Source organism: Micromonospora sp. NPDC047730 (assembly GCF_043204765.1).
In the GTDB taxonomy this organism is placed as follows: domain Bacteria; phylum Actinomycetota; class Actinomycetes; order Mycobacteriales; family Micromonosporaceae; genus Micromonospora.
In genome coordinates, this window is record NZ_JBIDCU010000001.1 from 835,348 (window position 1) to 860,236 (window position 24,889).

Below are 24,889 nucleotides of genomic sequence, written 5' to 3' on the forward strand. Positions count from 1 at the left end.
GGCGGCCCGCGCCGCCGCCACGGCCGACCGGACGTCGGGCCTCCGGCCCACCGCACGCCTGAGGTGCGACCAGGCGCGGGTCAGCGGAGTTCGTCGGGGAGCAGCCCGAAGACCAGGTCGTCGATCCGGGTGCCCGCCAGCCCCGGCAGCCGGCCGCGCAGCAGCCCCTCCCGGCGGAAGCCGACCTTCTCCAGCACCCGCTGCGACGCGACGTTGCCGGGCAGGGTGGCGGCCGTCAGCCGGGCGGCCCCCACCGGCCCGAACGCCCAGCCGGCGAGGAGCCGCACCGCCCGGGTGGCCAGCCCGCGCCCCCGCGCGGTGGGCAGCAGCGCGTAGCCGATGCTCGCCTCCCCGGCGGCGGCGTCGAGGTAGGACATCCCGCAGCTGCCGACCGGTTCGCCGGTGGTCGCGTCGAGGATCAGCAGCCGGGCGATGCTGCCGGTCAGCCACCCGCTCTCCGACAGCCGGCAGCGTCGCGCGATCGCCGCCCGGGTGGGCGGCACCGGCGGGGCCTGGTTCGCCACCACGTCCGGCAGTGTGTGCAGGTGGTACATCAGGTCGACGTCGTCCGGGCCGAGCGGGCGCAGGGTCACCACGCCGTCGGTGAGCCGGCCGTCGGGCAGGTCGGGCAGCAGCCGGGGGGTGGGCCCGGGCGGGTCGTCGGCGAGGCGTACCCAGGCCATCAGGTCCGACCGGCCGCCGCCGCGGAGCTGGCCGGCCGCCCGGCGTACCCCCTCGTGGCGGAAGCCGGCGGCGAGCGCCACCCGCTGGCTGGCCGGGTTCTCCGCGTGGGTCAGCAGCTCCAGCCGGTCGAACCCGCACCGGAACGCCGAGTCGGCCAGGGCCCGCGTCGCGGCGGTCGCGACGCCGCGACGCCGCGCCCAGGGCGCGACCCAGTAGCCCACCTCGGCCTGCCGGCGCTGCGTCACGACCTGGCCGAGGCCCGCCCCGCCGACCAGCCGGTCGGTGGCGCGGTCGGCGATGGCGTACGCGGCCCCGCCGGCGGTCCAGGCCGCCGGGGCGCCCTCGGTGATCCACCAGCGGGCGTCGGCATCGGTGTACGGCTCCGGCAGGCCCGGGTTGAACCGCAGGTTGACCGGGTCGGCGCAGCCGGCGGCCAGGTCGGCGGCGTCCCCGGGGCGGAACGGCCGCAGCCGCACCCCGTGGGCGTCGATCACCTCGGGCGTCACGTCAGGTCCCCGGCGAGCAGCGCGCCGACCCAGGCGTCCACCCGTTCGCCCCGGTGCGTGAGCCCGCCCCGGGCGGTGCCCTCGACCGTGAAGCCGGCCTTCTCGGCGACCCGGCGCGAGGCGGTGTTGCCGACGTTGGCCCGCCACTCGATCCGGGCCAGGCCCAGCGTGGTGAAGCCCCAGGTGGCGAGGGCGGTCAGCGCGGCCGGCATGAAGCCCCGGCCCCGGCTCGCCGGCGCGGTCATGAAGCCGACGTCGGCCAGCAGCGGGTCGGCGGGGGAGAGCCGCAGGTCAATCGAGCCGGCGTACCGGTCGTCGGCGCCGGCGACCACGAAGCAGGCGCAGGTGCCGGCCGCCCAGGTGCCGCGCGAGTAGACGAGGTAGGACTCGGCCTCGGCGGGGTCGTACGGGTCGGGCACGGTGGTCCACCGGATGGTCCCCGGGTCCCGGCAGGTCTCGACGACCGCGTCGAGGTCGCGCTCCTCCATCGGGCGCAGCCGCAGCTCATCGCCGCCGGCGGTGGCGAAGAGGACGGGCTGGGGGCGGCCGAAGACGGCGGCCCGCCGGGCCTCCAGGGTGCCGGGCCCGGCGGGCCCGGTCTCGCCGGGGGCGGGCACCTCGCCGGGGAACAGCGAGCCGATCCAACCGTCCGGCCCGCCCTCCGGCGCGGGGTCGGCCAGCCGCAGTTGCCCCTCGACGCGGAAGCCCGTCCGGAGCGCGACCAGGCGGGAGGCGTGGTTGCCGACCTCGGCCTGCCAGATCAGTCGGCGCAGTTTCCGCGTGTCGAGGGCCCAGCGCGCGACGGCCCGGGCGGCCCGTACGGTGACGCCCCGGCCCCGGGCCCAGGGCGCGGTCCAGTACCCGATCTCGCCCGTGCCGTGGCCGGGGTCGATCGAGACCAGCCCGCAGGAGCCGAGCACCTCGCCGGTGGCGGCGTCGCAGACCGCGAACGGCGCCCCGGTGCCGGCCGCCCAGTCCCCCGGGGCCACCTCGGTGACGAACCTGTGCGCGTGTTCGGGCAGGTACGGGCGAGGTACGGTGGTCCAGCGCTGGATGTCCGGGTCCTGGCACGCCCGGTGCACCGCGTCGGCGTCGGTCGCCCGCCAGGGTCGCAGCAGCAGGCCGTCCTCGGTGATCTCCACGGGTTCCACCCGAGCCATCGTGCCGGATCGTTCGCGGACGGCGTAACCGGATTACGGCGGAGGCGGCGCGCGTCGAGCGAGTTATGTCGGTTTCGCCGGGTCGGAGGGCCGCCACCAGTGACCATCGCGCCGATGGAGCGCCTACGATGGTTCGAGACTGTCTAGGGGAGCGTTGATCCGTGTCGATTCTGGAAAGGGTCCTCCGCGCGGGCGAGGGCCGTATGGTGCGCCGGCTGAAGGCCATCGCCGCCGCCGTCAACTCGATCGAGGACGACTACGTCAACCTCAGCGACGACGAGCTGCGCGGCATGACCGACCAGTTCAAGGAACGGCTCGCGGACGGCGAGACCCTCGACGACCTGCTGCCGGAGGCCTTCGCGGTGTGCCGGGAGGCGGCTGCCCGGGTGCTCGGCCAGCGCCCGTACGACGTCCAGGTGATGGGCGGCGCGGCGCTGCACTTCGGCAACATCGCCGAGATGAAGACCGGTGAGGGCAAGACGCTGACCTCGGTCATGCCGGTCTACCTCAACGCGCTCTCCGGCAAGGGCGTGCACGTCATCACGGTCAACGACTACCTGGCCCAGCGCGACGCCGCCTGGATGGGCCGGGTGCACGAGTTCCTCGGCCTCACCGTCGGCGTGGTCCTGCCCAACCGGCCGGCCGCCGAGCACCGCGCCGCGTACGAGTGCGACGTCACCTACGGCACGAACAACGAGTTCGGCTTCGACTACCTGCGCGACAACATGGCCTGGTCGCGGGACGAGCTGGTCCAGCGCGGCCACAACTTCGCGGTGGTCGACGAGGTCGACTCGATCCTGATCGACGAGGCCCGTACCCCGCTGATCATCTCCGGCCCGGCCGAGCACTCCGCCCGCTGGTACACGGAGTTCGCGGGCGTGGTGGCCCGGCTCCAGGCCGGCAAGGACGGCGAGGGCGACTACGAGGTCGACCACGCCAAGCGGACCATCGCCGTCACCGAGCGCGGCGTGGCCAAGGTCGAGGACCGGCTGGGCATCGACAACCTCTACGAGTCGGTGAACACCCCGCTGGTCGGCTACCTCAACAACGCCATCAAGGCCAAGGAGCTCTTCAAGCGCGACAAGGACTACATCGTCAGCGACGGCGAGGTCCTGATCGTCGACGAGTTCACCGGCCGCATCCTGCACGGGCGCCGCTACAACGAGGGCATGCACCAGGCGATCGAGGCCAAGGAGGGGGTGGAGATCAAGCAGGAGAACCAGACCCTGGCCACCATCACCCTCCAGAACTACTTCCGCCTCTACGAGAAGCTCTCCGGCATGACCGGTACGGCGCAGACCGAGGCGGGCGAGTTCAACAAGGTCTACAAGGTCGGTGTCGTGACCATCCCGACCCACCGGCCGATGGTCCGGCAGGACCGGCCGGACGTGATCTACAAGACCGAGAAGGCCAAGTTCAACGCCGTGGTGGAGGACATCGCCGAGCGGCACGCGATCGGCCAGCCGGTGCTCGTCGGCACCGTCTCGGTGGAGAATTCCGAGATCCTCTCCCAGCTCCTGCGCCGCCGCGGCATCCCGCACTCCGTGCTGAACGCCAAGTTCCACGCGCGTGAGGCCGAGATCGTCGCCCAGGCCGGCCGCAAGGGCGCCGTCACCGTCGCGACCAACATGGCCGGTCGCGGCACCGACATCCTGCTCGGCGGCAACGCCGAGTTCCTCGCCGCCAACGAGCTCCGCCAGCGTGGCCTCGACCCGATCGAGCACGAGGAGGAGTACGCCAAGGCGATGGAGGAGGTCCTGCCCAAGTGGAAGCAGGCCTGCGACGCCGAGGCGGAGGAGGTCGCCGACGCCGGCGGCCTCTACGTGCTGGGCACCGAGCGGCACGAGTCCCGCCGGATCGACAACCAGCTGCGCGGTCGGTCCGGCCGGCAGGGTGACCCGGGCGAGTCCCGGTTCTACCTGTCGCTCCAGGACGAGCTGATGAAGCGCTTCCGCTCCGGGGCGGTCGAGGCGGTCATGGAGCGCTTCAACATCCCGGAGGACGTGCCCATCGAGTCGAAGATGGTCACCCGCCAGATCAAGAGCGCGCAGGCCCAGATCGAGGGCCAGAACGCCGAGATCCGCAAGAACGTCCTCAAGTACGACGAGGTGCTCAACAAGCAGCGCCAGGTGATCTACGCCGAGCGCCTGCGGGTGCTCAACGGCGAGGACCTTTCCGACCAGGTCCGCAACATGATCGACGACGTCGTCGAGGCGTACGTGCGGGGGGCCACCTCCGAGGGCTACGGCGAGGACTGGGACCTGGAGCAGCTCTGGTCCAGCCTCAAGCAGCTCTACCCGGTCGGCGTGACGATCGAGGAGCTGGAGGAGGAGGCCGGCGGGTCCCGGGCGGGCATCGACGGGGACTTCCTGCTCGCCCGCCTCAAGGAGGACGCGCACGCCGCGTACGACCGGCGCGAGGAGCAGCTCGGGGCGGAGGGCACCCGCGAGCTGGAGCGGATGGTCCTGCTCCAGGTGATCGACCGCAAGTGGCGCGAGCACCTCTACGAGATGGACTACCTCCAGGAGGGCATCAGCCTGCGGGCGTACGCCCAGCGCGACCCGGTGGTGGAATACCAGCGCGAGGGCTTCGACATGTTCGCCACCATGATGGACGGCATCAAGGAGGAGACGGTCGGCTTCCTCTACAACGTCGAGGTCCAGGTCAACGAGCCGGAGCCCGCGGCCGAGGAGGTGCAGCTGCTCGACAAGCCGGTCGAGATCCGGGCCAAGGGCCTGGGCCGGTCGCCGCAGCAGCAGGGCCTCCAGTACTCGGCGCCGACCATCGACGGCGAGGCCGGCGCGGGTGCGGTGGCCGTCGAGCGCGCCGACGAGCAGGCGCCGGCGCTCGGCGTCGGCCGGCCGGAACCGGCCGCCCCGGCCGCACCGGGGACGACGGCCCCGGCCGCGCCGCAGCGCCCGGCGACGGGCCTGCGCGGCCCGGCCGTCGCGGCGAGCGCCGCCCGGCGCCCGGCGCCGGGGCAGGCGGAGGCCGGCAACGGCCCGTCCCGCAACGCGCCGTGCCCGTGCGGTTCCGGCCGCAAGTACAAGCGCTGCCACGGCGCCCCCAACGGCGGCGCCTGACCGGCAGGTGAGCGGGGCTGCGCCCCGCCGAAGCGCATCGAGCCGCGGTCCTCGCCGACCGCGGCTCGATGCGCGTTTCACAGCACCTGGAGGGCGGTGCAGAGCCAGGTGCCGCGGCGGTGCTCCAGGCGCAGCGCCATCGCCCAGGTGCGTCCGCCCGCGCCGGCGAGCACCGCGGCCGCCTCCACGGCCGCGGCGCGCGGCTCGCAGACCCGCAGCCGACGCAGCCGCACGACGGGCCGGGTGGACCGGCGACGCGCCGGGCCGGACCGGGCGGTGGCGCGGGCGAGCTCGGGCAGCAGCCCGGCCGCCCTGGCCGGGTCGAGCAGCGGGCGGAGCTGCCCGGGCGGGCGGTAGCCGTTGAGCACCTCCAGGCAGGTGCTGACGAAGCGGTGGGCGGCCCGGGTGGCCTCGGGGGTGGCGGTCACCAGCGCGCCCGGGGGCAGCGGCGCGGCGGGCCCGCGGCCGGGTCCCGCCGGGGCGGGCGACACCCGCGCCCGGCGGGCGGGCGGCCGGTCGGCGTCGCGGCGGGCCGGCTCGAACAGGTCGAGGACGAGTTGGGCGTGCGCCGGGGCGGGCCAGTGCGCGGCGTCGTCGTCGGCGAACGGCGGCTCGAACGAGGGCGCGGGGCGCAGCCGGACGGGAGGGCGCGGCGGGCCGGGGCGGCGCGAGTCGGTCATCCGGACCTCCCATGATCTTGCGTTTGCTTTCGTTTGCCTTCGACTGACCCCATTCTCGGACACGGCAGAGCCGGCGGTCAATGCCTGTGGGCGTTCGGGTGGTTACTCCGGGTCGCGTTCGGCCAGCGGGTTGCTCCGCACCCACTCGGCGGTCTCGGCGTACTTGCGCTCGATGTACTCCTCCAGCCGGGCGCGCTCCACGCGCCACTGGCCACGCCCGCCGATCTTGATCGCCGGCAGTTCACCGCTGCGCACCATGTGGTAGACCTGCGAGTCCGACACGTTCAGCTCGGTGGCCACGTCGGAGAGCAGCAGGAACCTCGGTTCCACGGAAACTCCCGGGGTCGGCGTCGTTTGGCTCAGTTTGCCACCGACCGCCGACGTCGCCCAGCCGGCGGACGGGACCTGCGGCGACGCGTCCGGCGGGACACACCGGCCGGGAGCTTCCGTCGCGCAGGTCCGAGGTGTATGACGGTCACGGCGTACGGCATGATCGGCGCCGGACCGGCGGAGGCCGGCGGAGGACCTGAGCGGGGGAGACGACCGGTGACCGAGGAGCTTGTCCGGGTGTACGTGCCGGCGACCGTCCCGATGCTGACCCTCCTGTGCGGGCCTGGGCTGCCCGTGGCCGCCGCGCACGCGGTGACCCCCGCCCTGCGCGAGTGGTACGCCGAGGGCGACGAGGAGGAGTTGGAGTACGTCGCCTTCACCCGCGCCGCCCAGGACGCGCTGCAACTGCTCCGGGCCGATCCCGACGCGCCCCGCCGCCGGGTGGTCGTCTCGGTGGACCTGCCCGCCTCGGCAGTGGGCCGGGGCGACGGGGAGCTGGGCTCCAGCGCGGTCGAGCTGAGCGCGCCCGTGCCCGTCGCCGCCGTCGCCGCGATCCACGTGGACGGCGCCGACGCGGCCGAGGCCGTGGCCGCCGCGGCGGAGGTGGTCGTCGAGGCCCTCGCCGGCGACCCGGACGCCCAGTTCACGGTCGACGGGGCCGAGGACCACGAGCTGGAGTGGTACGACGTCTCCGAGCTGGACCTGCTGCTCCGCGCCGCCTCCTGACCCCGCCGTCGCCGGCGGTGCCGGGCGTCAGCGGGTGGGGGCGGCCTCGGCCGGCTCGTCGTCGTCGGCGTGGGCCGGGCCCAGGGTGCGGCCGAAGGCGATCATGGCGGTCAGGGCGCCGACGAAGAGCACCCAGATGCCGTTGTCGACCCGGGAGGTGCCCAGCGAGGTCTGCGCCACCGCGTCCGCCTCGCTCAGGGCGCCGGCCAGGTCGAGCAGGGAGCGCCCGCCGACCCGGATGATCACTTCGGCGAGGAGCAGGAGCAGGCCCGGGCCGGCCCCGGCCAGCAGGTACGCCGGCCAGCGCGGCGCGGGCGTCGCCGCCTCCCGCCGGGCGGCCCGGCGCCGGGCCCAGGTCAGGTAGCCGAAGGCGAGCAGCCCCGCCAACAGGCCGGCGAGCAGCGACTCAGTGCGCGACACCCACTTGGCGGCGGTGAGCAGCGACTCCTGGGTGTCGCCGGCGCCGAAGAGGTCGAACAGGGGATCGCGGGCCCGGCTGAAGGCCACCACGAAGACGAGCGTGCCGAGGGCGGCGGCGACCACGGCCCCGACCACGGGCGCGCTGCGGGCGCCGGCGATGGCCCCGCCGATCGTCGCCGCGGCGGCGGTGGTGCCGGCGATCACGTTGGTGGTCGCGTTGTCGGCGTACGTCAGGTTGATCGCGAACGCGGCGGCCAGCGCCACCAGCAGGCCGGTGCCGATCGCGGCCACGAAGCGCAGGGTCACCCGGTCGCTGCCCCGGCGGGCGAGCAGGTCGACGCCGAAGAGGGCGAAGGCGGCGCCGGCGACCAGCGCGGCCGAGATCACCCCCGGCAGGGCGAAGGCGGAGAGGCTGATCGCGGTGATCCCGGCGGCCGCCGAGTTGATCGCCTCGCGGGTCGACCAGAGCATCGCGGTCAGCCAGCCGAGCGCCAGGAGCGCGAGCACCGGTGTGCCGGGCGCGAGCGCCGGAGCGAACCTGTCACCATCGGCGGCCGGCAGGTCCGACTCGTCGGCGTCGGCCGGGCCCGGCTCCCGCTCCGGTTCGGCAGCGGTGGCGTCGGCGGCCGGAATCGGCTGGTCCGACTCCGCGGCGGCGGAGCTGCCGGGCTGCTTGGTCATCCTCTTCCCCTCCGACGGGCGCCCGGCCCTCGGCGGGGCCGGCAGTTCACCGGCCACCCAGCGTACGCGCCCGCCGGGCCTGCCCTGGTCGGTCGGTGGTGGGGGTGGGGCGAGGGCCGCGCCGTGAAACAATCGGGCGAGGTCCCGCCGCCGCGACCGGTCCACCCCCCGCGGCGCCCGGCGCCGGTCGTCCGGCCGGTGCCAGCGGGTCCGATTTCGCCACCGCTGTCGAGATCGCCAGGAGCCCTGATGGACGCCGTGTTCTCCGTACCCGAGCCGCGCAACGAGCCGGTGCGCAACTACGAGCCGGGCAGTGTCGACCGGGAACGGCTCCAGCAGCGGCTGGCCGAGCTGGCCGCCGAGCGGATCGACCTGCCGATGACCATCGCCGGTGAGCAGCGGATGGCCGGCGGCGAGTCGATCGACGTGGTGCAGCCGCACAAGCACGCGCACGTGCTGGGCGTCACCGGGCACGCCGACCACGAAGACGCCCGCGCGGCGGTCAAGGCCGCCAAGGACGCCGCCCCGATGTGGCGGGCCCTGCCGTTCGAGGAGCGCGCCGCGATCTTCCTGCGCGCCGCCGAGCTGCTCGCCGGCCCTTGGCGGGACACCCTGAACGCGGCCACCATGCTCGGCCAGTCGAAGACCGCCATCCAGGCCGAGATCGACTCGGCCTGCGAGTTCGTCGACTTCCTCCGGTTCAACGTGCACTTCGCCCGGAAGCTGCTGGAGGAGCAGCCGATGTCGTCGCCCGGGGTGTGGAACCGCTTCGACCACCGCCCGCTGGAGGGCTTCGTCTACGCGATCACCCCGTTCAACTTCACCGCGATCGCCGGCAACCTGCCCTCGGCGCCGGCCCTGCTGGGCAACACGGTGGTCTGGAAGCCGGGCCCGACCCAGCAGTTCGCCGCGCACTTCACCATGCGGCTGTTCGAGGCGGCCGGCCTGCCTCCCGGTGTGATCAACATGGTCACCGGGCGTGGCGAGGAGGTCTCCGACGTCGTGCTCGCCGACCCGGACCTGGCCGGCATCCACTTCACCGGCTCCACCAAGGTCTTCCAGCACCTGTGGAAGACCGTCGGGGAGAACATCTCCCGCTACCGGGGCTACCCGCGCCTGGTCGGCGAGACCGGCGGCAAGGACTTCGTCGTCGCGCACACCAGCGCGGACGTCGACGCCCTGCACACCGCGCTGATTCGGGGCGCCTTCGAGTACCAGGGCCAGAAGTGCTCGGCGGCCTCCCGGGCGTACGTCCCGCGGTCGCTCTGGGAGGGCGGGCTGCGCGACCGGCTGGCCGCCACCACGGAGTCCCTCACCTACGGCGACGTCACCGACTTCGGCAACTTCGGCGGCGCGGTGATCGACGCCAAGGCGTTCGACCGGCACACCGCCGCGCTGGAGCTGATCTCCGACGACGACGCCTGCCGCGTGCTCGCCGGCGGCACCGCCGACGACTCCGTCGGATACTTCGTCCGGCCGACGCTGTTCGAGTGCACCGACGCGGCACACGAGACGTTCACCACCGAGTACTTCGGGCCGATCCTCGGCGTGCACGTCTTCGACGACGCCCGCTTCGACGACGTGGTCGCCCAGGCCGAGTCGATCGCGCCGTACGCGCTGACCGGGTCGATCTTCGCGACCGACCGCCGGGTGGTCGACGCGGTGGCCGAGAAGATGCGGTACGCCGCCGGCAACTTCTACATCAACGACAAGCCGACCGGCGCGGTGGTCGGGCAGCAGCCCTTCGGCGGCGCCCGGGCCAGCGGCACCAACGACAAGGCCGGCTCCTGGCACAACCTCGTCCGGTGGATGTCGCCCCGGACGATCAAGGAGACCTTCGTCGCGCCGACCGACCACACGTACCCGCACATGGGCTGAGGTGTAAGGAAGGGGCCCTTCCTATCGTTTTTTGGATAGGAAGGGCCCCTTCCTTACACCCGTAGCGGGAGAGGCGGGGGCGGCCGGGCGGCGGTACCGTGGCCGCTGTGACCCACCCCACCCCCGCGCACGACCCCCGCTTCGGCGAGCAGGGTGGCCTGCTCACCTACAGCGACTACCTGCGGTTGGCCGACCTGCTCGCGGCACAGGTGCCGGAGTCCGACCCGGCCTCCCACGACGAACTGCTCTTCATCACCATCCACCAGGTCTACGAGCTGTGGTTCAAGCTGCTGCTCGCGGAGCTGACCGACGCCCGGGACCGGATGCTGGCCGGCGAGACCTACCTGCCCCGGGTGCGGCTGGAGCGCTGCCACGCGGTGGAGCGGGTGCTGATCGGCCAGGTCGACGTCATCGACACGATGACCCCGCAGGACTTCCTGGCCTTCCGCACCAAGCTGGCCCCGGCGTCGGGTTTCCAGTCCGCCCAGTTCCGGGAGATCGAGTTCCTCTCCGGCCTGAAGGACCCGGACTACCTGCGCCGGTTCCGGGGGCTGCCCGCCGTCGAGCGGGAACGGCTGGAGCGGCGGCTGGCCGAGCCGAGCCTCTGGGACGGCTTCCTGGCCGTGCTCGGCCGGGCCGGCTTCGACGTCTCCGAGGCGGAGGCGCGCTTCGCGGCGTACGCGACGATCGCCGCCGACCGGGAGCGGTTCGGGCCGCTGTGGGACCTCGCGGAGGCGCTGGTCGCGCACGACCAGGCGTTCTCGCTGTGGCGGGCCCGGCACGTGCTCATGGCCGAGCGGCAGATCGGCACCAAACCGGGCACCGGGGGCTCGGCCGGCGGAGCGTACCTGCGCTCCCGGGTCGAGAGCCGGTTCTACCCCGAGCTGTGGGAGCTGCGCAGCCGGCTCTGAGACATCGGCGCTCCGGCGCGGACTGTCTCGCGCCGACAGTGCACATAGGAAGCCCTACCGGGTGGCGAAACCGTGAAATCCTGGACGCCACGTCAGCAAAGTGGCAGCGTAATGGGCATGGCGGATTCCGGAGTCAACCCCACGGCGGCGGCCCTGCTCGGGCTGCTCCACGAGGGCCCCATGACAGGTGGCCAGTTGATGGCCGCCGCCGAGCGCCGGCTGGCGCCGTACTGGTCGATGACCCGTAGTCAGGTCTACCGGGAGCTGCCGGTGCTGGCCGAGCGGGGTCTCGTCCGGATGGGCAAGCCCGGGCCGCGCTCCAGCCAGCCGTACGCGATCACCGCAGCCGGGAAACGGACATTCTCCCGCTGGTTGACGGAGGATCCGGGGCGGGACACGATCCGCAACCCGATCGCCCTGCGGATCGCCTTCGGCGACCTGCACTCCGCCAGCCAGCTCAAGAACCTCCAGGCCGCGGCCAACGAATACCACACCGAGGCGCTCGCCAAGGTCCGCGAGCAGGTCAAGAACGCCAAGAAGGAAGGCGAGACGTACGACGCCAGCGCGCTGGAGTTCGCCGTCGCCTACCACAAGGCGGCCCTGTCCTGGCTGAAGAGCGCCCCGGTCGGCTGATCGGGCTCGCAAGCTCACTCCTCGCACGAGCTGGGTCATCTTTTTGCTCGTGACTGCGGGGCTCGCAAGCTCACTCCTCGCACGAGCTGGGTCATCTTTTTGCTCGTGACTGCGGGGCTCGCAAGCTCACTCCTCGCACGAGCAGTACCCTTGTCTGTCGTGACCGCTGCCGATTACGCCGAACAGCTCAAGGACCTCGACGCCACCCTGCGCAACATCGAGTCGGTGCTCGACGTCGACCGCCTGCAGGAGGACAAGGCGCGCCTGGAGCAGGAGGCCTCCGCGCCCGACCTGTGGGACGACCAGGCCAAGGCGCAGCAGGTGACCTCCCAGCTGTCGTACGTCAACGGCGAGATCAACAAGCTCTCCAGCCTCCGTTCCCGCCTCGACGACGCCGGGGTGCTGCTGGAGCTGGCCGAGGCCGAGTCCGACCCCGGGGTGCTCACCGAGGTCGAGTCGGAGATCGCCGGGCTGACCAAGGCCATCCAGGAGATGGAGGTCCGCACCCTGCTCTCCGGCGAGTACGACTCCCGGGAGGCGCTGGTCGCCATCCGGGCCGGCGCCGGCGGCGTGGACGCGGCGGACTTCGCCGAGATGCTGCTGCGGATGTACCTGCGCTGGGCCGAGCGGCACGGCTACCCGACGGAGGTCTACGAGACCTCCTACGCCGAGGAGGCGGGCCTCAAGTCGGCCACCTTCACCGTGAAGGTGCCCTACGCCTACGGCACGCTCAGCGTCGAGTCGGGCACCCACCGGCTGGTGCGGATCAGCCCGTTCGACAACCAGGGCCGCCGGCAGACGAGCTTCGCCGGGGTCGAGGTGCTGCCGGTGGTGGAGCAGACCGACCACATCGACATTCCCGAGAACGAGATGCGGATCGACGTCTACCGCTCCTCCGGCCCGGGCGGGCAGAGCGTCAACACCACCGACTCCGCCGTCCGGATCACGCACATCCCGACCGGGATCGTGGTCACCTGCCAGAACGAGAAGTCCCAGCTGCAGAACAAGGCGTCCGCGCTGCGGGTGCTCCAGGCGCGGCTGCTGGAGGTCAAGCGCCAGGAGGAGCAGGCCAAGCTCCAGGGCCTGAAGAAGGAGACCACCGGCGCGTGGGGCGACCAGATGCGCTCGTACGTCCTGCACCCCTATCAGATGGTGAAGGATCTGCGGACGGAGCAGGAAACCGGCAACCCGTCCTCGGTCTTCGACGGTGATCTGGACAGCTTCATCGAGGCCGGGATCCGGTGGCGCAAGCAGCAGGAGATGGCCGGCGACGCTGCGTGATCATCTGCGGGCGGAGCGCGTCTTCGATCTCCGCGTAACCCCACAAATAGATGACGCGACTCGCAACGGCGGGGCGTGGGGCTTGGCTCCACGGTTACACCGCGTAGACTCACCACCCGTGATTCAGCTTGAGCAAGTGACGAAGACGTACCCGAAGGCGTCCCGGCCTTCGCTCGACAACGTGTCCGTCTCGATCGAGAAGGGCGAGTTCGTCTTCTTCATCGGTCCATCCGGCTCCGGCAAGTCCACCATCATCAAGCTGCTGCTGCACGAGGTCTCGCCCAACAAGGGCCGGGTCATCGTCAACAGCAAGGACGTCACCTCGATGCGTTCGTGGAAGCGACCCCACTTCCGGCGCTCGATCGGCTGCGTCTTCCAGGACTTCCGGCTGCTGCCGAACCGCACCGCGTACGAGAACGTGGCGTTCGCCCTCGAGGTGATCGGCAAGACCAAGGCGGTCGCCCGCCGGGTCGTGCCGGAGGTGCTGGAGCTGGTCGGGCTCGGTGGCAAGGAGCACCGCTACCCGCACGAGCTCTCCGGTGGCGAGCAGCAGCGGGTGGCCGTCGCCCGGGCGTTCGTGAACCGCCCGCTGATCCTGCTCGCGGACGAGCCGACCGGAAACCTCGACCCGGACACCTCGATCGAGATCATGCGCCTGCTGGACCGGATCAACCGCACCGGCACGACCGTCGTGATGGTCACGCACGACTCCAACATCGTGAACCAGATGCGCCGCCGGGTCATCGAGATCGAGAGCGGCCGCATCGTGCGCGACCAGGCCCGCGGCGTCTACGGCTGAGCCGACGCCAACCCCTGCGCAGCCTGACGACGAACACCTCATGCCGGAGACCCGGAGGAAATCCCGATGCGCGTGAAATACGTCCTGTCCGAGGTACTGGTCGGACTGTGGCGCAACGTGACCATGACCATCGCGATGATCATCACGATGGCTGTCTCGCTGACCATGCTCGGCGCCAGCGGTCTCATGTACCGCCAGGTCGACGACATGAAGGACCTCTACTACAAGAACATCCAGGTCTCGATCTTCCTGGACCAGGAGGTGACCCCCGAGCAGCGTGACGCCCTGGACGGCCAGCTGAAGGGTGACCCGCTGGTCAAGGAGGTCATCTACGTCAACAAGGACGAGGCGTACAAGCGCTTCCAGGAGATGTTCCAGGACGCTCCGGACCTGCTCAGCGCCGTCAAGGCGGACAGCCTGCCCGAGTCGTTCCGGCTCACGCTGAACAACCCGGAGCAGTACAAGAGCATCTACGACCAGTACAAGGACGCCGAGGGCGTCGACGAGATCGTCGACCAGAGCCGGTTGCTGGACAAGATCTTCGACATCCTCACCTCGATCCAGAACATCGCCCTGGCCGCCGCGATCGTGATGGCCATCGCCGCGCTGCTCCTGGTCGCCAACACGATCCAGGTCGCGGCGTACAGCAAGCGGCGTGAGGTCGCGGTCATGAAGCTGGTCGGCGCGTCGAACTGGTTCATCCAGGCGCCGTTCGTGCTGGAGGCCGTGGTCGCGGGCCTGATCGGCTCGCTGCTCGGCCTGGTGGCGCTGATCGCGGCGAAGTACCTCCTCTTCGACGGATCGCTGCAGGCGCTACAGGGCCTGCTCTCCCCGGTGGGCTGGGGCGACATCCTGGTGATGTTCCCGCTGATGGCCGGCGTCGGCGGCCTGGTCAGCGCGGTCACCGCCTGGGTCACCCTCCGCTTCTACCTGCGGGTCTAGCCTCCGCACGGCTCGACGGGCCCTTCCGCGCCAGGAATAAACGGCGCGGGAGGGTCCTTGTCGTTCGGGTAGCATGATCTCCGCCCCGCGGCCGGTCACTCCGGGCGCGGTCACACGGAAAGGGGGTGGCGCCGATGCCACGGGAAAAGGGGCGCAAGGTCGTCGCCTCCAACAAGAAGGCCCGGCACGACTACTCGATCCTCGACACGTACGAGGCGGGCATGGCGCTGACCGGCACCGAGGTCAAGTCGCTGCGGGCCGGGCGCGCGTCGCTGGTCGACGCGTTCGCCCAGGAGCGCAACGGCGAGCTCTACCTGCACGGGATGCACATCCCGGAGTACACGCAGGGCACCTGGACCAACCACGAGCCGAGGCGGACCCGCAAGCTGCTGCTCAAGCGGCTGGAGATCGACCGGCTGATCGGCAAGACCCGCGAGGGCGGCCTGACCATGGTGCCGTTGCAGGTCTACTTCTCCGACGGCTGGGCCAAGGTCGAGATCGCCCTGGCCAAGGGCAAGAAGTCGTACGACAAGCGGCAGGACCTCGCCAAGCGGGACGCGGACCGGGAGATCGCCCGGGTCGCCGGCCGGCGCGGCAAGGGAATGGATGACTGATCTGTCCGCCTCTGTCCGGGTCGGCGCGCCGAGCCGGGGCTCGGGATGAAACCCGTTGCGGCAGGCGTTACGCTTGTCAGTGCCGCCACAACCGGCGGCCTGTCGAGGGGGTGACTGGTTTCGACTTCGTACGCAGCGACAGGGGAAGCGAGCCGAGGAAGCCGACGTCGTCTCGAGAATCGGTCGTCGGAAACCAATAAGCGCCAAGAACAATCGCGCTGACTTCGCTCTCGCCGCCTGAGGCGAGTAGCAAGTCTGTCGGCCTGGGAGCGCCTTCGACCCAGTTAGCCGGCATCAGCTAGAAGGCTGGCCAACCGGACCCGGTCGCGGGGTCCGTGCGGCGAGATCAATCAGCGACTGGGCCCGTCACACCAACTTGCTCGCGTGAGCGGTGGGGCCGAGTAGAGGCACAGCGAGCTGCGCTCGGAGAAGCCCTGACAAACCGGCGAAGGACCCGGGTTCGATTCCCGGCACCTCCACCACCAGTCGATGCGCCCCGGTCCACCGGACCGGGGCGCATCGTCGTCTCCGGCCCCGGACGCGGGGACGGGAGGGCCCGGACGTGGGACCGGTGGGGCGCGAGGGGCTGCTGCGGCCGACGGGGCGGATGAGGTGCCCCCGCCTCTGGACAGGGCAAACGCGCCGGGTCCACCATCGCAGTACGCGGTCAGACGCGACGCGGGAGGTGCCCATGGTCACCGGTCCGATCCAGCAGCCGTCCACCGTTTCCGGGGCGCTCCGGCCGCCCGCCGCCCGCCGGCCCCCCGCCACCCTGCTCGGGGACCTGCACGCGCTCACCCGGGCCCTGGCGGCCCCGCCGGCCGAGCCGCGCTGGCGGGAGCGGGTCCTGCTCCGGCTGGGGCCCGTGCGGCAGGGCTTCGCGGAGCACGTCCGGGTCACCGAGGGGCCCGCCGGACTCTACGCCGAGCTGCTCGGCCAGGCGCCCCGGCTGGAACACGGGGTGCGGCTGCTGGCCCGGGAGCACGCCGCCATCGCCGCCGCGCTGGCCGCCCTGCACCGGGCGGCGGAACTGCCGGACGCATCGGCCGACGACCTCCTCGGCCGGGCCGGGCACCTGGCGCGCGCCCTCGCCCGGCACCGGCAGCGCGGCGCGGACCTCATCTGGCAGGCGTACGAGACGGATCTCGGTGGGGAGACCTGAGCGCGGGAACCGGCGGCGGTGCCCCGGCGTCCAACCGACATGCGCCGTACCGCCGCCCTGCTGGGCCTGCCACTGTTGATGATCGTCGCCGGGTGCGCCCCGGCCGGCTCCGAGCCGGTCGCTCCCGCCGACTCCGACTCCCGCCGGGACGCGTTCACCCAACGGGCCACCGAGGTGGCCGAGGCGTGGCGACCGGCCCCGGCGTGGACGACCGGATACGTGCCGGTGCAGGACCCGACGGTGCTGCTCGGCGATCCGGGCTTCACCGAGGCGACCAGGACGGCCTTCCAGAGCGGCTGGTACCGCGACCAGATTGACCTGCCCGCCGACCGGCCCGCCGACGGCACCATCCGGTTCCCGGACGGCACGCTCACCGTGCCGCTGATCAGCGCGGCCACCGCCTACGGGCAGCTCGACCAGGGCGACCCGCCGCCGTGCGGGGGCCGGCCGAAGGGCCCTGCCGGGCCGAACGGCCCCGGCCGGCCCGGCCCCGGTGGCCCTACCATCGAGCCGGGCCCCGACGGGCCGGTCAGCAGCACCCCGCACACCGCCTGCGTCCCGCTGACGGTCACCGCCGTGAAGCTGGGCACGGCGCCCATGCGCACCAGCCGCGGCGAGGCGCAGGTGCCGGCGTGGCTGTTCACCGTGGAGGAGCTCTCCGTGCCGGTGGCCCGGGTCGCCGTGGCACCTTCGGCCGTCACCGCCCTGCCCGAGCCGGTCGCGCCGGCGAGCCCGGCCCCGCAGGGCGTGGTCGGCGCCCAGGACCTGCGGTCCGTCGACGGCGCCACGCTGACCTGGCGGCTCGGCGTGGGCAGCTGCGACACCGGGATCACCCCGCTGGTGCAGGAGCGCGACGACGTGGTGGTGGTCGGCGGCGGCGTCACCACCGCCACCGGCCAGTGCACCATGATGCTGAAGCTCGAGCCGGTCACCGCCACGCTGAAGGCGCCGCTCGGCGACCGGCCGGTGCTCGACGTGCTCACCGGCGCGCCGCTGCGACTCACCACGAGCTGACGGGGCGCCGGCTCGCGGGAGGCGGGCCGGTGCTGCCAGGGTGGCGACGCACGGCCCAGGTCGTCGCTGTGCCCGGGTGGCGGGTCACAGGAGCCGGGGCACCTCGGTGCTGACCGGCACCGGCAGCACCGTCGGGCCGTCCGCCCGCAGTCCGGCGGCCAGGGCGTCGCCGAGCTGGTCCGGGTGTGTCACCACGGTGGCCGTGCAGCCGTAGCCGCGGGCGATGGCGGTGATGTCCAGCCCCGGCAGGTCCAGCCCGGGCACCCCCGGGGTGTCCTTGAAGTCGGCGAACGACTTCAGGATGGCGTACTGCTGGTTGACCGGCACGACGACGACCAGCGGCAGGCGCAGCCGCGCCGCGGTCCAGAGGGCCTGCACGGAGTAGTGGAACGAGCCGTCCCCGATGACCGCGACCACCGGCCGGCCCCGGCCGGTGTCGCGTTGCGCCAGCGCGATGCCGACGGCCGCCGGCAGGCCGTACCCGAGGCCGCCGCTGGCCATGGTGAAGTACGACCCGGGTCGGGTGCTGCGCAGCCGGCGGCGCAGCGCCGGCAGGTTGGACGGCGACTCCTGCACCAGGATCCCGTCGGCGGGCCAGTGCCGGGCCAGGGCCGCGAAGAGCGCGTCCGGTGCCGGCGGCAGCCCGTCCGGCGGCGGGGGCGGGTCGGGGCGCGGCGGCGGCGCCGGCCGGTCGGCCGCCGGCAGCAGGTCGACGAGGGCGGCCAGGGCCAGCCCCGCGTCGCCGAGCAGGCTGTCGCCCACCGGGGCGCGGGCCGCCTCCTCGGGGTCGTCGGTGACGTGCAGCAGGCGGGCGCCGTCGGGCAGATGGTCGCCCGGCACGTGCGGGTAGTAGCGGAACACCGGCGCGCCGACGACCAGCACAATGTCGCGCCCGTCCAGCGCCTCCGCCAGCGGCCCCGTCGCGAAGGGCAGCACCCCGCGGAAGTGCGGGTGGTCCTCCGGGAACGCGGCCCGCTCCGGCGCGGGGGCCGACCAGACGGGCGCGGTGAGCCGCTCCGCCAGCGCCACCGCGGCCGGCCACCCGCCGGCCCGGTCCACGGCCGCGCCGAGCACCAGCGCGGGCGCGCGGCTGCCGGCCAGCACGGCGGCGAACTCCCGCAGCCGCTGCGGGTCGGGCGCGAACCGGGTGGCCACCGTCCGCACCTGCGGGGGCGGGTCGGCGGGCTGCGCCCAGTCGTCGAGGGGCAGGGAGAGGAAGACCGGCCCGGCGGGCGGCTGCACCGCGGTCGCGTACGCCCGCATCAGCGCCGCCGGAACGTCCTGCGCACGGACCGGCTCGTGGCTCCACTTCACGTACGGCTGGGGCAGCTCGGTGGCCCGCCTGCTGGTCAGCCGGGGCTCGAGCAGCAGCATCTCCCGGGTCTGCTGGCCGGCGGTGACGATCAGCGGGGTCCGGTTGTGCCAGGCCGTGACGAGGTTGCCCATGCCGTTGCCCGTGCCGGGCGCGGTGTGCAGGTTGACGTGCGCCGGCCGGCCGGTGGCCTGCGCGTAGCCGTCCGCCATACCGACCGCCGACGCCTCGTGCAGGGCGAGCACGTAGTGGAAGTCGTCCGGGAAGTCCCGCAGGAACGGTTCCTCGGTGGAGCCCGGGTTGCCGAAGACGGTGGTCAGGCCGAGGGCACGGAGCAGGTCGTACGTGGTGTCGCGGACCGTTGCCATCGCCCCCCAATCTATCGGGGCGCCCCGGGCAGCTCGGGCTTTTCGCCGCCTCCCCCGCCCGTCAGGGGAGCGTGATGGGAAGGGTGATGCCGTCCAGCGCCCGCCTGCAGTCGCAGTCCCGTTCGGCGGGCAGCGCGGCGACCGCGTCCAACAGCAGGCCCCGCAGCCGGTCGGTGTTCTCGCCGAAGACCCGGAACACCTCCTCCTGGGTCACCGCGCCGCCACCCTCCACGCCCGCGTCGTGATCGGTGACCAGGGCGATCGAGGAGTAGCAGAGGGCCAGCTCGCGGGCGAGGACCGCCTCCGGGTGCCCGGTCATGTTGACCACCGCGCCGCCCATCGAGGCGAACCAGCGCGACTCGGCGCGGGTGGAGAAGCGGGGGCCCTCGACCACCACCACCGTGCCGCCGTCCACCGCCGGGACGTCCCGCCGTGCCGCCGCGGCGAGCAGCGTGCGACGGCCGGCCGGGCAGTACGGGTCGGCGAAGGAGACGTGCACCGCGCTCTGGTCGTAGTAGCTCTGCGCGCGCCCACTGGTGCGGTCGATGAGCTGGTCCGGCACCACGAACGTGCCCGGCCCCAGTTCCGGCCGCAGCCCGCCCACCGCGCACGGGGCGAGCACCTGGCGTACCCCGAGGGAGCGCAGCGCCCAGAGGTTGGCCCGGTACGGGATCAGGTGCGGCGGGTGGCGGTGGTCCCGGCCGTGGCGGGGCAGGAAGGCCACCCGCCGGCCGCCCACGTCGGCGATGGTGACGGCGTCGGACGGCGGCCCGTACGGCGTGTCCACCTTGTGCTCGGTCGCGCCGTCGAGCAGCGCGTAGAGCCCAGAGCCCCCGATCACCGCGAGTTCCGCCGTGACGCCCATCGGTCCTCCCTCAGGTCTGTCGATCACCCGACCGTCAGACCTTAACCACCGCCCCGGGGGCAGGCTATGGTGCCAGGCATGGCGTTGACGGCGCGGACGGCACCGGTGCCCCCGGGCGTCCCGGTGCGGTCGGTCTGACGGGGGTCCGGCATGCAGGGAGAGGGGCAGGCGATCGGCGGGCGGGCTACGGGGTCGATGGCCGGGCGGCTGCTGGTCGCGACGCCGGCGCTGAAGGACCCGAACTTCGACCGTACCGTCGTGCTGCTGGTCGCCCACGAGCCCGGCGGCGCCCTCGGCGTGGTGCTCAACCGGGCGACCGAGGTGCCGGTCGCCGACGTGCTGGGCGACTGGAGCGACCTGGCCCGCGATCCGGCGGTGCTCTTCGAGGGCGGCCCCGTGCAGCCCGACTCGGCGATCTGCCTGGCCCGGATGCGCCACCCGGTGCAGCGGCTCAAGGGCTTCCACCCGATCTCCGGCGCGGTCGGCACGCTCGACCTGTCGGTCGACCCGGAGCGGCTGCGGGAGGGCATCGGCGGCATCCGTGTCTTCGCCGGCTACTCGGGCTGGGGCTCGGGCCAGTTGGAGCAGGAGATCGAGGACGGCTCCTGGTTCGTGCTGGACGCGCTTCCCGGCGACGCCTTCGTCGACCGGCCCGACGACCTGTGGCCGATGGTGCTGCGCCGGCAGGGCGGCATGATGGCGGCGGTGGCCCACTTCCCGCCGGACGTGGCGCTCAACTGAGCCGCCGGCGGGTGGGGACCCCGCGAGATGACCATGCGGCGGGGCGTGTGTATAGTTCTCTCGTGCCCGGGAGACCGGGACAACCGCAAGGGGCCGTGGCGCAGCTGGTAGCGCACCACACTGGCAGTGTGGGGGTCAGGGGTTCGAGTCCCCTCGGCTCCACCTTTGCGAAACGCCCTGGTGAGGGACATCCTCCACCAGGGCGTTTGGCGTTCCTGCTGCGCTTGGCCCGCTACGTGCCCCAGCCGGTTGGCGCCGGCAGGTGTCGGCTGGCAGCGGTGTGGCGCTTCAGGCGGATGTGACCTGGTAGCCGCCGCTTCGCACCGTGAAGAACGGCGCGGGCGCCATGACGGGTGCGTTCGGGCTCCCGGCCATGCACTTTGCCAGGTTCTCCAGTGGTCCTGTCGACCCCATCTGGTCGAGGCTGCGCCCGGAGTCGTCGTCACCACCGTCGAAGACGGTGAAGCCGAGGTGCTTGCCCAGCCAGCTCTGATTCAGCTCGGGCGAGGTCTTTGTGACGATCGCGGTCAGTGTCGAGGCCCGGCCGCTGGTCATCACGCAGTTCACCTCCCCTTCGGCCCAGAGGGTGAGATCCAGGGCGGCCACCCGGTGGTAGACGCGGACCGTTCCCTCGGCATCGGCCGGGTAAGGGACCTGGCCCGCGGCGGGGGAGACGGCGCGGGCGTCGAAAGTGAAACGGACGTCGTCGTCGGGCGCCTGGGGGTAGAAGACCCGTGCGGACCCGGTCACGCTCGCGGTCGACTGCGTCCGGATGGAGGCCACCCCCGGCGTGGCGGCCGGGATGGCGGACGCGGTCACCGTCGCCACGCTGAGGGCCACCAACGTACGCAAGCCTGCTCTGGTCATGCCTTCTCCTCGGGTGAGCGGATTGTGTTCTCGACTCGCAGCATCACAAGCCCGCTCGGACCGCCGCCTCCCCCGCACGAGTGATCTCGTGACGGCGGCGGAAATTGATCGTGGGATTGGTCATAATCTAAGAACGTCAATGGAGGCGCCGTGCCGTCGCTGGTGAAATGGTCGGGGTGGCCCTCGGGCACACATCGGTTCCGTCGTGGTGTCGGGCCCGGACATACATCGTTGCGTGCCGGAATTGCCACGCTGTCCCGGCAACCAGATCGCTCGGTGAAGGGGGAGAACGGGTGTTCCGAATGATGCGGAGAATTGCGGTCGCGGTGACGGCGGTGGCGGCGCTGGTCGGCGTGGCGGGTGCCCCGGCGCAGGCGGCAGTCAACCCGTACACGCCGGAGGCGGTGTGCGGTGTCGGCTACACGCGGATCGACCAGGACCCGATCCGCAAGGACACCGGCGAGCTGCTGGGTACGCTCCACCTGCTGCGCAACAACCTGACCGGCTACGCGTGCGTGGTGACGCTCAAGTCGGCGTACGTCGGGGTGGCGACCCGCACCGGGGTCTACGCCGACACGGACTACGCGTCGCCGGTCCAGGACGAGGGGCTGAAGTTCTACTACGCCGGCCCGGCCAAGACGTACGTGGGCCTGGGTGGCTGCGTTCTCTGGAGCGGCTCGATGGCGGACTCGTCCGGCACCGTCTGGTACCACGCTCGGGCCAACCCGGCCATCGGTGGAATCGTCACCTGCGGGGACGTCTCGCACCCGCAGTAAATGAACTGCCAAGTGTGTGGACGGGCCGGTGGTGCGATTCCACCGGCCCGTCCGGCAATCACGTCGACACCATTTCCGGACTTCCCGGGAACCGGCGCGGCTCAGCCGAGGTGGCGGTCGATCTCGGTCAGCTCCTCGGCGGTGAAGTCGAGGTTGCCCAGCGCGGCGATGTTCGCCTCCAGCTGGGGCACGCTGCTCGCCCCGATAATCAGGCTCGTCATCCGCGGATCGCGCAGCGCCCAGGCGAGCGCGAGCTGCGCCAGGGACTGGCCGCGCCGCTCGGCGATCGCGCCGAGCGCCCGGACGGTGGCCATCTTCTCCTCGCCGAGGTCGCGCTCGCTGAGGAAGACGCTGGTGCGTACCCGGGAGCCCGCGGGGATCCCACCGAGGTAGCGGTCGGTGAGCAGGCCCTGGGCGAGCGGGCTGTAGGCGACGCAGCCCGCACCGACCCGCTCCAGCGTGTCGAGCAGGCCGTCGTCCTCCGTCCAGCGGTTGAGCATCGAGTAGGACGGCTGGTTGATCAGCAGCGGCGTGCCCAGCTCGCGCAGGATCGTGGCGGCCCGCTCGGTCTGCTCCGAGTCGTAGTTGGAGATGCCGACATAGAGCGCCTTGCCGGAGCGGACGACGGCGTCGAGCGCGCCCATCGTCTCCTCCAGCGGCGTGTCCGGGTCGAAGCGGTGCGAGTAGAAGATGTCGACGTAGTCCAGCCCGAGGCGGCGCAGCGACTGGTCCAACGAGGAGACCAGGTACTTGCGGGAACCCCATTCGCCGTACGGGCCCGGCCACATCAGGTAGCCGGCCTTGCTGGAGACCACCAGCTCGTCCCGGTACGCCCTGAGGTCCGTGGCGAGCATCCGGCCGAAGTTCTCCTCGGCGGCGCCCGGCGGCGGGCCGTAGTAGACCTAATTACGAAAAGGCCCCGCTCCCAGGTTGGAAGCGGGGCCGTAGCCGGACGAGCAGGTCAGGCGGCAGGCGTGAGCGCGAGCGCGTCGCGCAGCGTCCACCGGGAGATGCTGAGCTTCGCGGCGAGCTCCTGCTGAGTGATCTTCTCGCCCTTCTCGCGCGCCTCGCGCATGATCTCCTCGGCGAGGCGCTTCGTCTCCGCGAGCGGGCGCTTCCCGTTCGCCGGCTTGCGGTCGTGCGGCCGGGTCGGCGCCGGAGCCGACTTCGGCACGATCGCGAGCACCTTCGCGCCAACCGCGGGCCGGACCCAGCCGGACGGACGCGGGGCCGGAGCGGGAGCCAGCACAGGGGCCGGTACCCGCGGTACGACCGGGAGCGGGCGAGCGGTCGCCGGCACGGTGACGAAGCCGGAGACGCGAACCGGGGCCGGAACCGGAGCCGCCTTCGCGATGATCGGCAGGCGCCGGGCACCGCGCGGAGCGGCGAGCCATCCGACGGGGCGCACCGGGGCGGGTGTCGGGGCCGTCTTTGCGATGATCGGGAGCCGGCGAGCACTACGCGGAGCCGTGACCCAGGCGGCGACACGCGGGCGGGCGACCGGAGCCGGAGCCGGAGCGACGTTCGGCACGATCGGCAGCATCCGGGCACCGGCCGGCACCGCCCAGGTATACGGCCGATGAGCGCCCAGGCGGCCCGCTGCGACCCGGGCTACGGCCTGACGCTTCGCCGTCGCGGTCAGCATGGCCGAGCACATGAGCATCAGGCCGTCGACGCCGAGCGGGCCGAGGTAGACGATCGCGTCGACCTCGCCCAGGTGCCGCAGCAGGCCGGAGAGGTGCAGGTAGCTCGCGATGCCAGCAACGAGGGTTACCGGACCGACGCCGAGCGCGCGCAGGGCAACGCCACGCCACCCGGCGGCAAAGTTGCTCCGCGCCATGACCTCGAGGCCGACGAAGAGGGCGATCGGCCAGAAGACAGCAGCCGCGAGGGCGTCGGCGCCGGGCGTCCAGTCGACAGGCGCGCCCTCCGGCGGAAGGTAGGTGTGCCGGACGTTCGCGGCGAGCGAGCCGACGGCGCCGAGCACGAGGCCGACGTACGCCCAGAAGCGCCCGGTCGAGACGTAGGCGGTGAGGCGGGCTAGGGCGTTCGGAGGGTAGACGTAGAGGCTCTCAGGCGTCTTCACTTCGGGGTTTCCTTCTCGAGCTCGGTCAGTCGGGCGAAGAGGGCGGCGTCGGCGAGCTCGCGCTCGAGCTCGCGGTAGGTGAAGTCGAGGGCGGCGCGACCGGCGACGGAGAGCTCGCGCACGAGGCCCCGCGTCAGGGCCTCAGCGAGGTACAGGCTCAGGGCGTGCTCGGCGGTGACTCGGTCGGCGCGCGGCGGGTCGCGGCGCTCGAGCCGGGCGACGGCGTGACGGATCAGGGCGGCGAGCTCGCGGGCGGTCACCGGGCACCGCCGAGGAGCGCGCGGAGGTACGCGGCGAGGCCGGCGATCGGGCCGACGTAGGCAGCGATCAGGCGGGGCGAGGTCGGGGTCATCGGGCGTGTCTCCTTACG

At 72.6% G+C, this 24,889-nt stretch carries 23 protein-coding genes, 1 tRNA gene, 1 other RNA gene and 1 pseudogene; 15 read left to right on the top strand and 11 right to left on the bottom strand.

All coding sequences use genetic code 11. The features are described from left to right. Positions 1-80: 80 nt before the first annotated feature. On the bottom strand, positions 81-1,190 hold the full coding sequence (locus tag ACGF5G_RS04005) for a GNAT family N-acetyltransferase (protein ID WP_393258799.1): 1,110 nt from the start codon (positions 1,188-1,190) through the stop codon (positions 81-83). Continuing rightward, positions 1,187-2,350 (bottom strand): GNAT family N-acetyltransferase, encoded by a 1,164-nt coding sequence (locus ACGF5G_RS04010; protein WP_393258801.1) that lies wholly within the window; start codon positions 2,348-2,350, stop codon positions 1,187-1,189. Before ACGF5G_RS04010 ends, ACGF5G_RS04005 begins: the two co-directional genes overlap by 4 nt. Before the next feature lie 161 nt (positions 2,351-2,511). On the opposite strand from ACGF5G_RS04010, the gene secA reads away from it, so the two are divergent. Next, entirely contained in the window at positions 2,512-5,433 is a 2,922-nt protein-coding gene (secA, locus tag ACGF5G_RS04015; RefSeq protein WP_393258803.1) for a preprotein translocase subunit SecA, read from the top strand. Positions 5,434-5,510: 77 nt separating this feature from the next. On the opposite strand, the gene ACGF5G_RS04020 is transcribed toward secA, so the two are convergent. After that, positions 5,511-6,113: an Rv3235 family protein gene (locus ACGF5G_RS04020; protein WP_393258805.1), complete on the bottom strand. Its 603-nt coding sequence runs from the start codon at positions 6,111-6,113 to the stop codon at positions 5,511-5,513. A 102-nt stretch (positions 6,114-6,215) separates the two neighbouring features. After that, positions 6,216-6,443: a helix-turn-helix domain-containing protein gene (locus tag ACGF5G_RS04025; RefSeq protein WP_350685633.1), complete on the bottom strand. Its 228-nt coding sequence runs from the start codon at positions 6,441-6,443 to the stop codon at positions 6,216-6,218. 216 nt (positions 6,444-6,659) lie between these two features. On the opposite strand from ACGF5G_RS04025, the gene ACGF5G_RS04030 reads away from it, so the two are divergent. Then, a complete protein-coding gene (locus tag ACGF5G_RS04030) occupies positions 6,660-7,169 on the top strand; it encodes a DUF6912 family protein (protein WP_393258807.1) in 510 nt (169 codons plus the stop codon). A gap of 27 nt (positions 7,170-7,196) precedes the next feature. On the opposite strand, the gene ACGF5G_RS04035 is transcribed toward ACGF5G_RS04030, so the two are convergent. Beyond that, the gene (locus tag ACGF5G_RS04035; protein ID WP_393258809.1) at positions 7,197-8,270 is read right to left on the bottom strand and encodes a hypothetical protein; all 1,074 of its coding nucleotides are present in this window, start codon (positions 8,268-8,270) and stop codon (positions 7,197-7,199) included. A gap of 249 nt (positions 8,271-8,519) precedes the next feature. On the opposite strand from ACGF5G_RS04035, the gene pruA reads away from it, so the two are divergent. The 10 genes from pruA (at position 8,520) to ACGF5G_RS04085 (ending at position 17,504) form a co-directional block, all read left to right on the top strand. Next, the gene (pruA, locus tag ACGF5G_RS04040) at positions 8,520-10,148 is read left to right on the top strand and encodes an L-glutamate gamma-semialdehyde dehydrogenase (RefSeq protein WP_393258811.1); all 1,629 of its coding nucleotides are present in this window, start codon (positions 8,520-8,522) and stop codon (positions 10,146-10,148) included. A gap of 107 nt (positions 10,149-10,255) precedes the next feature. Then, the gene (locus ACGF5G_RS04045) at positions 10,256-11,059 is read left to right on the top strand and encodes a tryptophan 2,3-dioxygenase family protein (RefSeq protein ID WP_350703156.1); all 804 of its coding nucleotides are present in this window, start codon (positions 10,256-10,258) and stop codon (positions 11,057-11,059) included. A gap of 117 nt (positions 11,060-11,176) precedes the next feature. Then, on the top strand, positions 11,177-11,692 hold the full coding sequence (locus ACGF5G_RS04050) for a PadR family transcriptional regulator (protein WP_350685626.1): 516 nt from the start codon (positions 11,177-11,179) through the stop codon (positions 11,690-11,692). 159 nt (positions 11,693-11,851) lie between these two features. Beyond that, positions 11,852-12,973, top strand: a complete 1,122-nt coding sequence (gene prfB / locus ACGF5G_RS04055) for a peptide chain release factor 2 (RefSeq protein WP_393258813.1) — start codon at positions 11,852-11,854, stop codon at positions 12,971-12,973. A 118-nt stretch (positions 12,974-13,091) separates the two neighbouring features. Continuing rightward, positions 13,092-13,772 carry a cell division ATP-binding protein FtsE gene (gene ftsE / locus ACGF5G_RS04060; protein WP_091097362.1) on the top strand — a complete coding sequence of 227 codons (681 nt, stop codon included), beginning with the start codon at positions 13,092-13,094 and terminating at the stop codon, positions 13,770-13,772. 66 nt (positions 13,773-13,838) lie between these two features. Beyond that, on the top strand, positions 13,839-14,714 hold the full coding sequence (ftsX, locus tag ACGF5G_RS04065; protein WP_393258815.1) for a permease-like cell division protein FtsX: 876 nt from the start codon (positions 13,839-13,841) through the stop codon (positions 14,712-14,714). A 134-nt stretch (positions 14,715-14,848) separates the two neighbouring features. Further along, positions 14,849-15,328, top strand: coding sequence for an SsrA-binding protein SmpB (gene smpB, locus ACGF5G_RS04070; RefSeq protein WP_357867720.1), 480 nt, complete (start codon positions 14,849-14,851; stop codon positions 15,326-15,328). Between the two features lie 106 nt (positions 15,329-15,434). Continuing rightward, positions 15,435-15,810: a transfer-messenger RNA gene (gene ssrA / locus ACGF5G_RS04075) on the top strand. 209 nt (positions 15,811-16,019) lie between these two features. Next, positions 16,020-16,490, top strand: coding sequence for a hypothetical protein (locus ACGF5G_RS04080; RefSeq protein WP_393258817.1), 471 nt, complete (start codon positions 16,020-16,022; stop codon positions 16,488-16,490). A 39-nt stretch (positions 16,491-16,529) separates the two neighbouring features. Further along, positions 16,530-17,504, top strand: coding sequence for a hypothetical protein (locus tag ACGF5G_RS04085; RefSeq protein ID WP_393259219.1), 975 nt, complete (start codon positions 16,530-16,532; stop codon positions 17,502-17,504). An 84-nt stretch (positions 17,505-17,588) separates the two neighbouring features. On the opposite strand, the gene mdlC is transcribed toward ACGF5G_RS04085, so the two are convergent. Next, positions 17,589-19,184, bottom strand: coding sequence for a benzoylformate decarboxylase (gene mdlC, locus ACGF5G_RS04090; RefSeq protein ID WP_393258819.1), 1,596 nt, complete (start codon positions 19,182-19,184; stop codon positions 17,589-17,591). 61 nt (positions 19,185-19,245) lie between these two features. After that, on the bottom strand, positions 19,246-20,049 hold the full coding sequence (locus ACGF5G_RS04095) for an S-methyl-5'-thioadenosine phosphorylase (protein ID WP_393258820.1): 804 nt from the start codon (positions 20,047-20,049) through the stop codon (positions 19,246-19,248). A 150-nt stretch (positions 20,050-20,199) separates the two neighbouring features. Between ACGF5G_RS04095 and ACGF5G_RS04100 the strand changes: the two genes are divergently transcribed. Both ACGF5G_RS04100 and ACGF5G_RS04105 read left to right on the top strand, forming a co-directional pair. Then, positions 20,200-20,790, top strand: a complete 591-nt coding sequence (locus ACGF5G_RS04100) for a YqgE/AlgH family protein (RefSeq protein WP_393258821.1) — start codon at positions 20,200-20,202, stop codon at positions 20,788-20,790. 89 nt (positions 20,791-20,879) lie between these two features. Further along, a tRNA-Ala gene (locus ACGF5G_RS04105) sits at positions 20,880-20,952 on the top strand. 126 nt (positions 20,953-21,078) lie between these two features. Here ACGF5G_RS04105 and ACGF5G_RS04110 read toward each other — a convergent pair. Further along, the gene (locus ACGF5G_RS04110; protein ID WP_393258823.1) at positions 21,079-21,609 is read right to left on the bottom strand and encodes a hypothetical protein; all 531 of its coding nucleotides are present in this window, start codon (positions 21,607-21,609) and stop codon (positions 21,079-21,081) included. A gap of 350 nt (positions 21,610-21,959) precedes the next feature. Here ACGF5G_RS04110 and ACGF5G_RS04115 point away from each other — a divergent pair, with 350 nt between their 5' ends. Then, positions 21,960-22,433 (top strand): hypothetical protein, encoded by a 474-nt coding sequence (locus ACGF5G_RS04115; protein ID WP_393258825.1) that lies wholly within the window; start codon positions 21,960-21,962, stop codon positions 22,431-22,433. Positions 22,434-22,534: 101 nt separating this feature from the next. Here the strand turns inward: ACGF5G_RS04115 and ACGF5G_RS04120 are convergent. The 3 genes and pseudogenes from ACGF5G_RS04120 to ACGF5G_RS04130 all read right to left on the bottom strand — a co-directional run. After that, positions 22,535-23,329, bottom strand: a pseudogene (locus ACGF5G_RS04120) (aldo/keto reductase); the annotation flags it as partial. A gap of 65 nt (positions 23,330-23,394) precedes the next feature. Further along, the gene (locus tag ACGF5G_RS04125; RefSeq protein ID WP_393258828.1) at positions 23,395-24,519 is read right to left on the bottom strand and encodes a hypothetical protein; all 1,125 of its coding nucleotides are present in this window, start codon (positions 24,517-24,519) and stop codon (positions 23,395-23,397) included. Further along, positions 24,516-24,779, bottom strand: coding sequence for a hypothetical protein (locus ACGF5G_RS04130; protein ID WP_393258829.1), 264 nt, complete (start codon positions 24,777-24,779; stop codon positions 24,516-24,518). The genes ACGF5G_RS04125 and ACGF5G_RS04130 overlap by 4 nt, the downstream gene beginning before the upstream one ends. Positions 24,780-24,889: the final 110 nt, after the last annotated feature.

What these genes read in the sequence shown, in the direction of transcription:
- ACGF5G_RS04010 (WP_393258801.1), bottom strand. Translation starts at nt 2,350, where the DNA reads ATGGCTCGGGTGGAACCCGTGGAGATCACCGAGGACGGCCTGCTGCTG.
- ACGF5G_RS04020 (WP_393258805.1), bottom strand. Translation starts at nt 6,113, where the DNA reads ATGACCGACTCGCGCCGCCCCGGCCCGCCGCGCCCTCCCGTCCGGCTG.
- ACGF5G_RS04035 (WP_393258809.1), bottom strand. Translation starts at nt 8,270, where the DNA reads ATGACCAAGCAGCCCGGCAGCTCCGCCGCCGCGGAGTCGGACCAGCCG.
- pruA (WP_393258811.1), top strand. Translation starts at nt 8,520, where the DNA reads ATGGACGCCGTGTTCTCCGTACCCGAGCCGCGCAACGAGCCGGTGCGC.
- ACGF5G_RS04050 (WP_350685626.1), top strand. Translation starts at nt 11,177, where the DNA reads ATGGCGGATTCCGGAGTCAACCCCACGGCGGCGGCCCTGCTCGGGCTG.
- ftsX (WP_393258815.1), top strand. Translation starts at nt 13,839, where the DNA reads ATGCGCGTGAAATACGTCCTGTCCGAGGTACTGGTCGGACTGTGGCGC.
- smpB (WP_357867720.1), top strand. Translation starts at nt 14,849, where the DNA reads ATGCCACGGGAAAAGGGGCGCAAGGTCGTCGCCTCCAACAAGAAGGCC.
- ACGF5G_RS04080 (WP_393258817.1), top strand. Translation starts at nt 16,020, where the DNA reads ATGGTCACCGGTCCGATCCAGCAGCCGTCCACCGTTTCCGGGGCGCTC.
- ACGF5G_RS04085 (WP_393259219.1), top strand. Translation starts at nt 16,530, where the DNA reads ATGCGCCGTACCGCCGCCCTGCTGGGCCTGCCACTGTTGATGATCGTC.
- mdlC (WP_393258819.1), bottom strand. Translation starts at nt 19,184, where the DNA reads ATGGCAACGGTCCGCGACACCACGTACGACCTGCTCCGTGCCCTCGGC.
- ACGF5G_RS04095 (WP_393258820.1), bottom strand. Translation starts at nt 20,049, where the DNA reads ATGGGCGTCACGGCGGAACTCGCGGTGATCGGGGGCTCTGGGCTCTAC.
- ACGF5G_RS04100 (WP_393258821.1), top strand. Translation starts at nt 20,200, where the DNA reads ATGCAGGGAGAGGGGCAGGCGATCGGCGGGCGGGCTACGGGGTCGATG.
- ACGF5G_RS04115 (WP_393258825.1), top strand. Translation starts at nt 21,960, where the DNA reads ATGATGCGGAGAATTGCGGTCGCGGTGACGGCGGTGGCGGCGCTGGTC.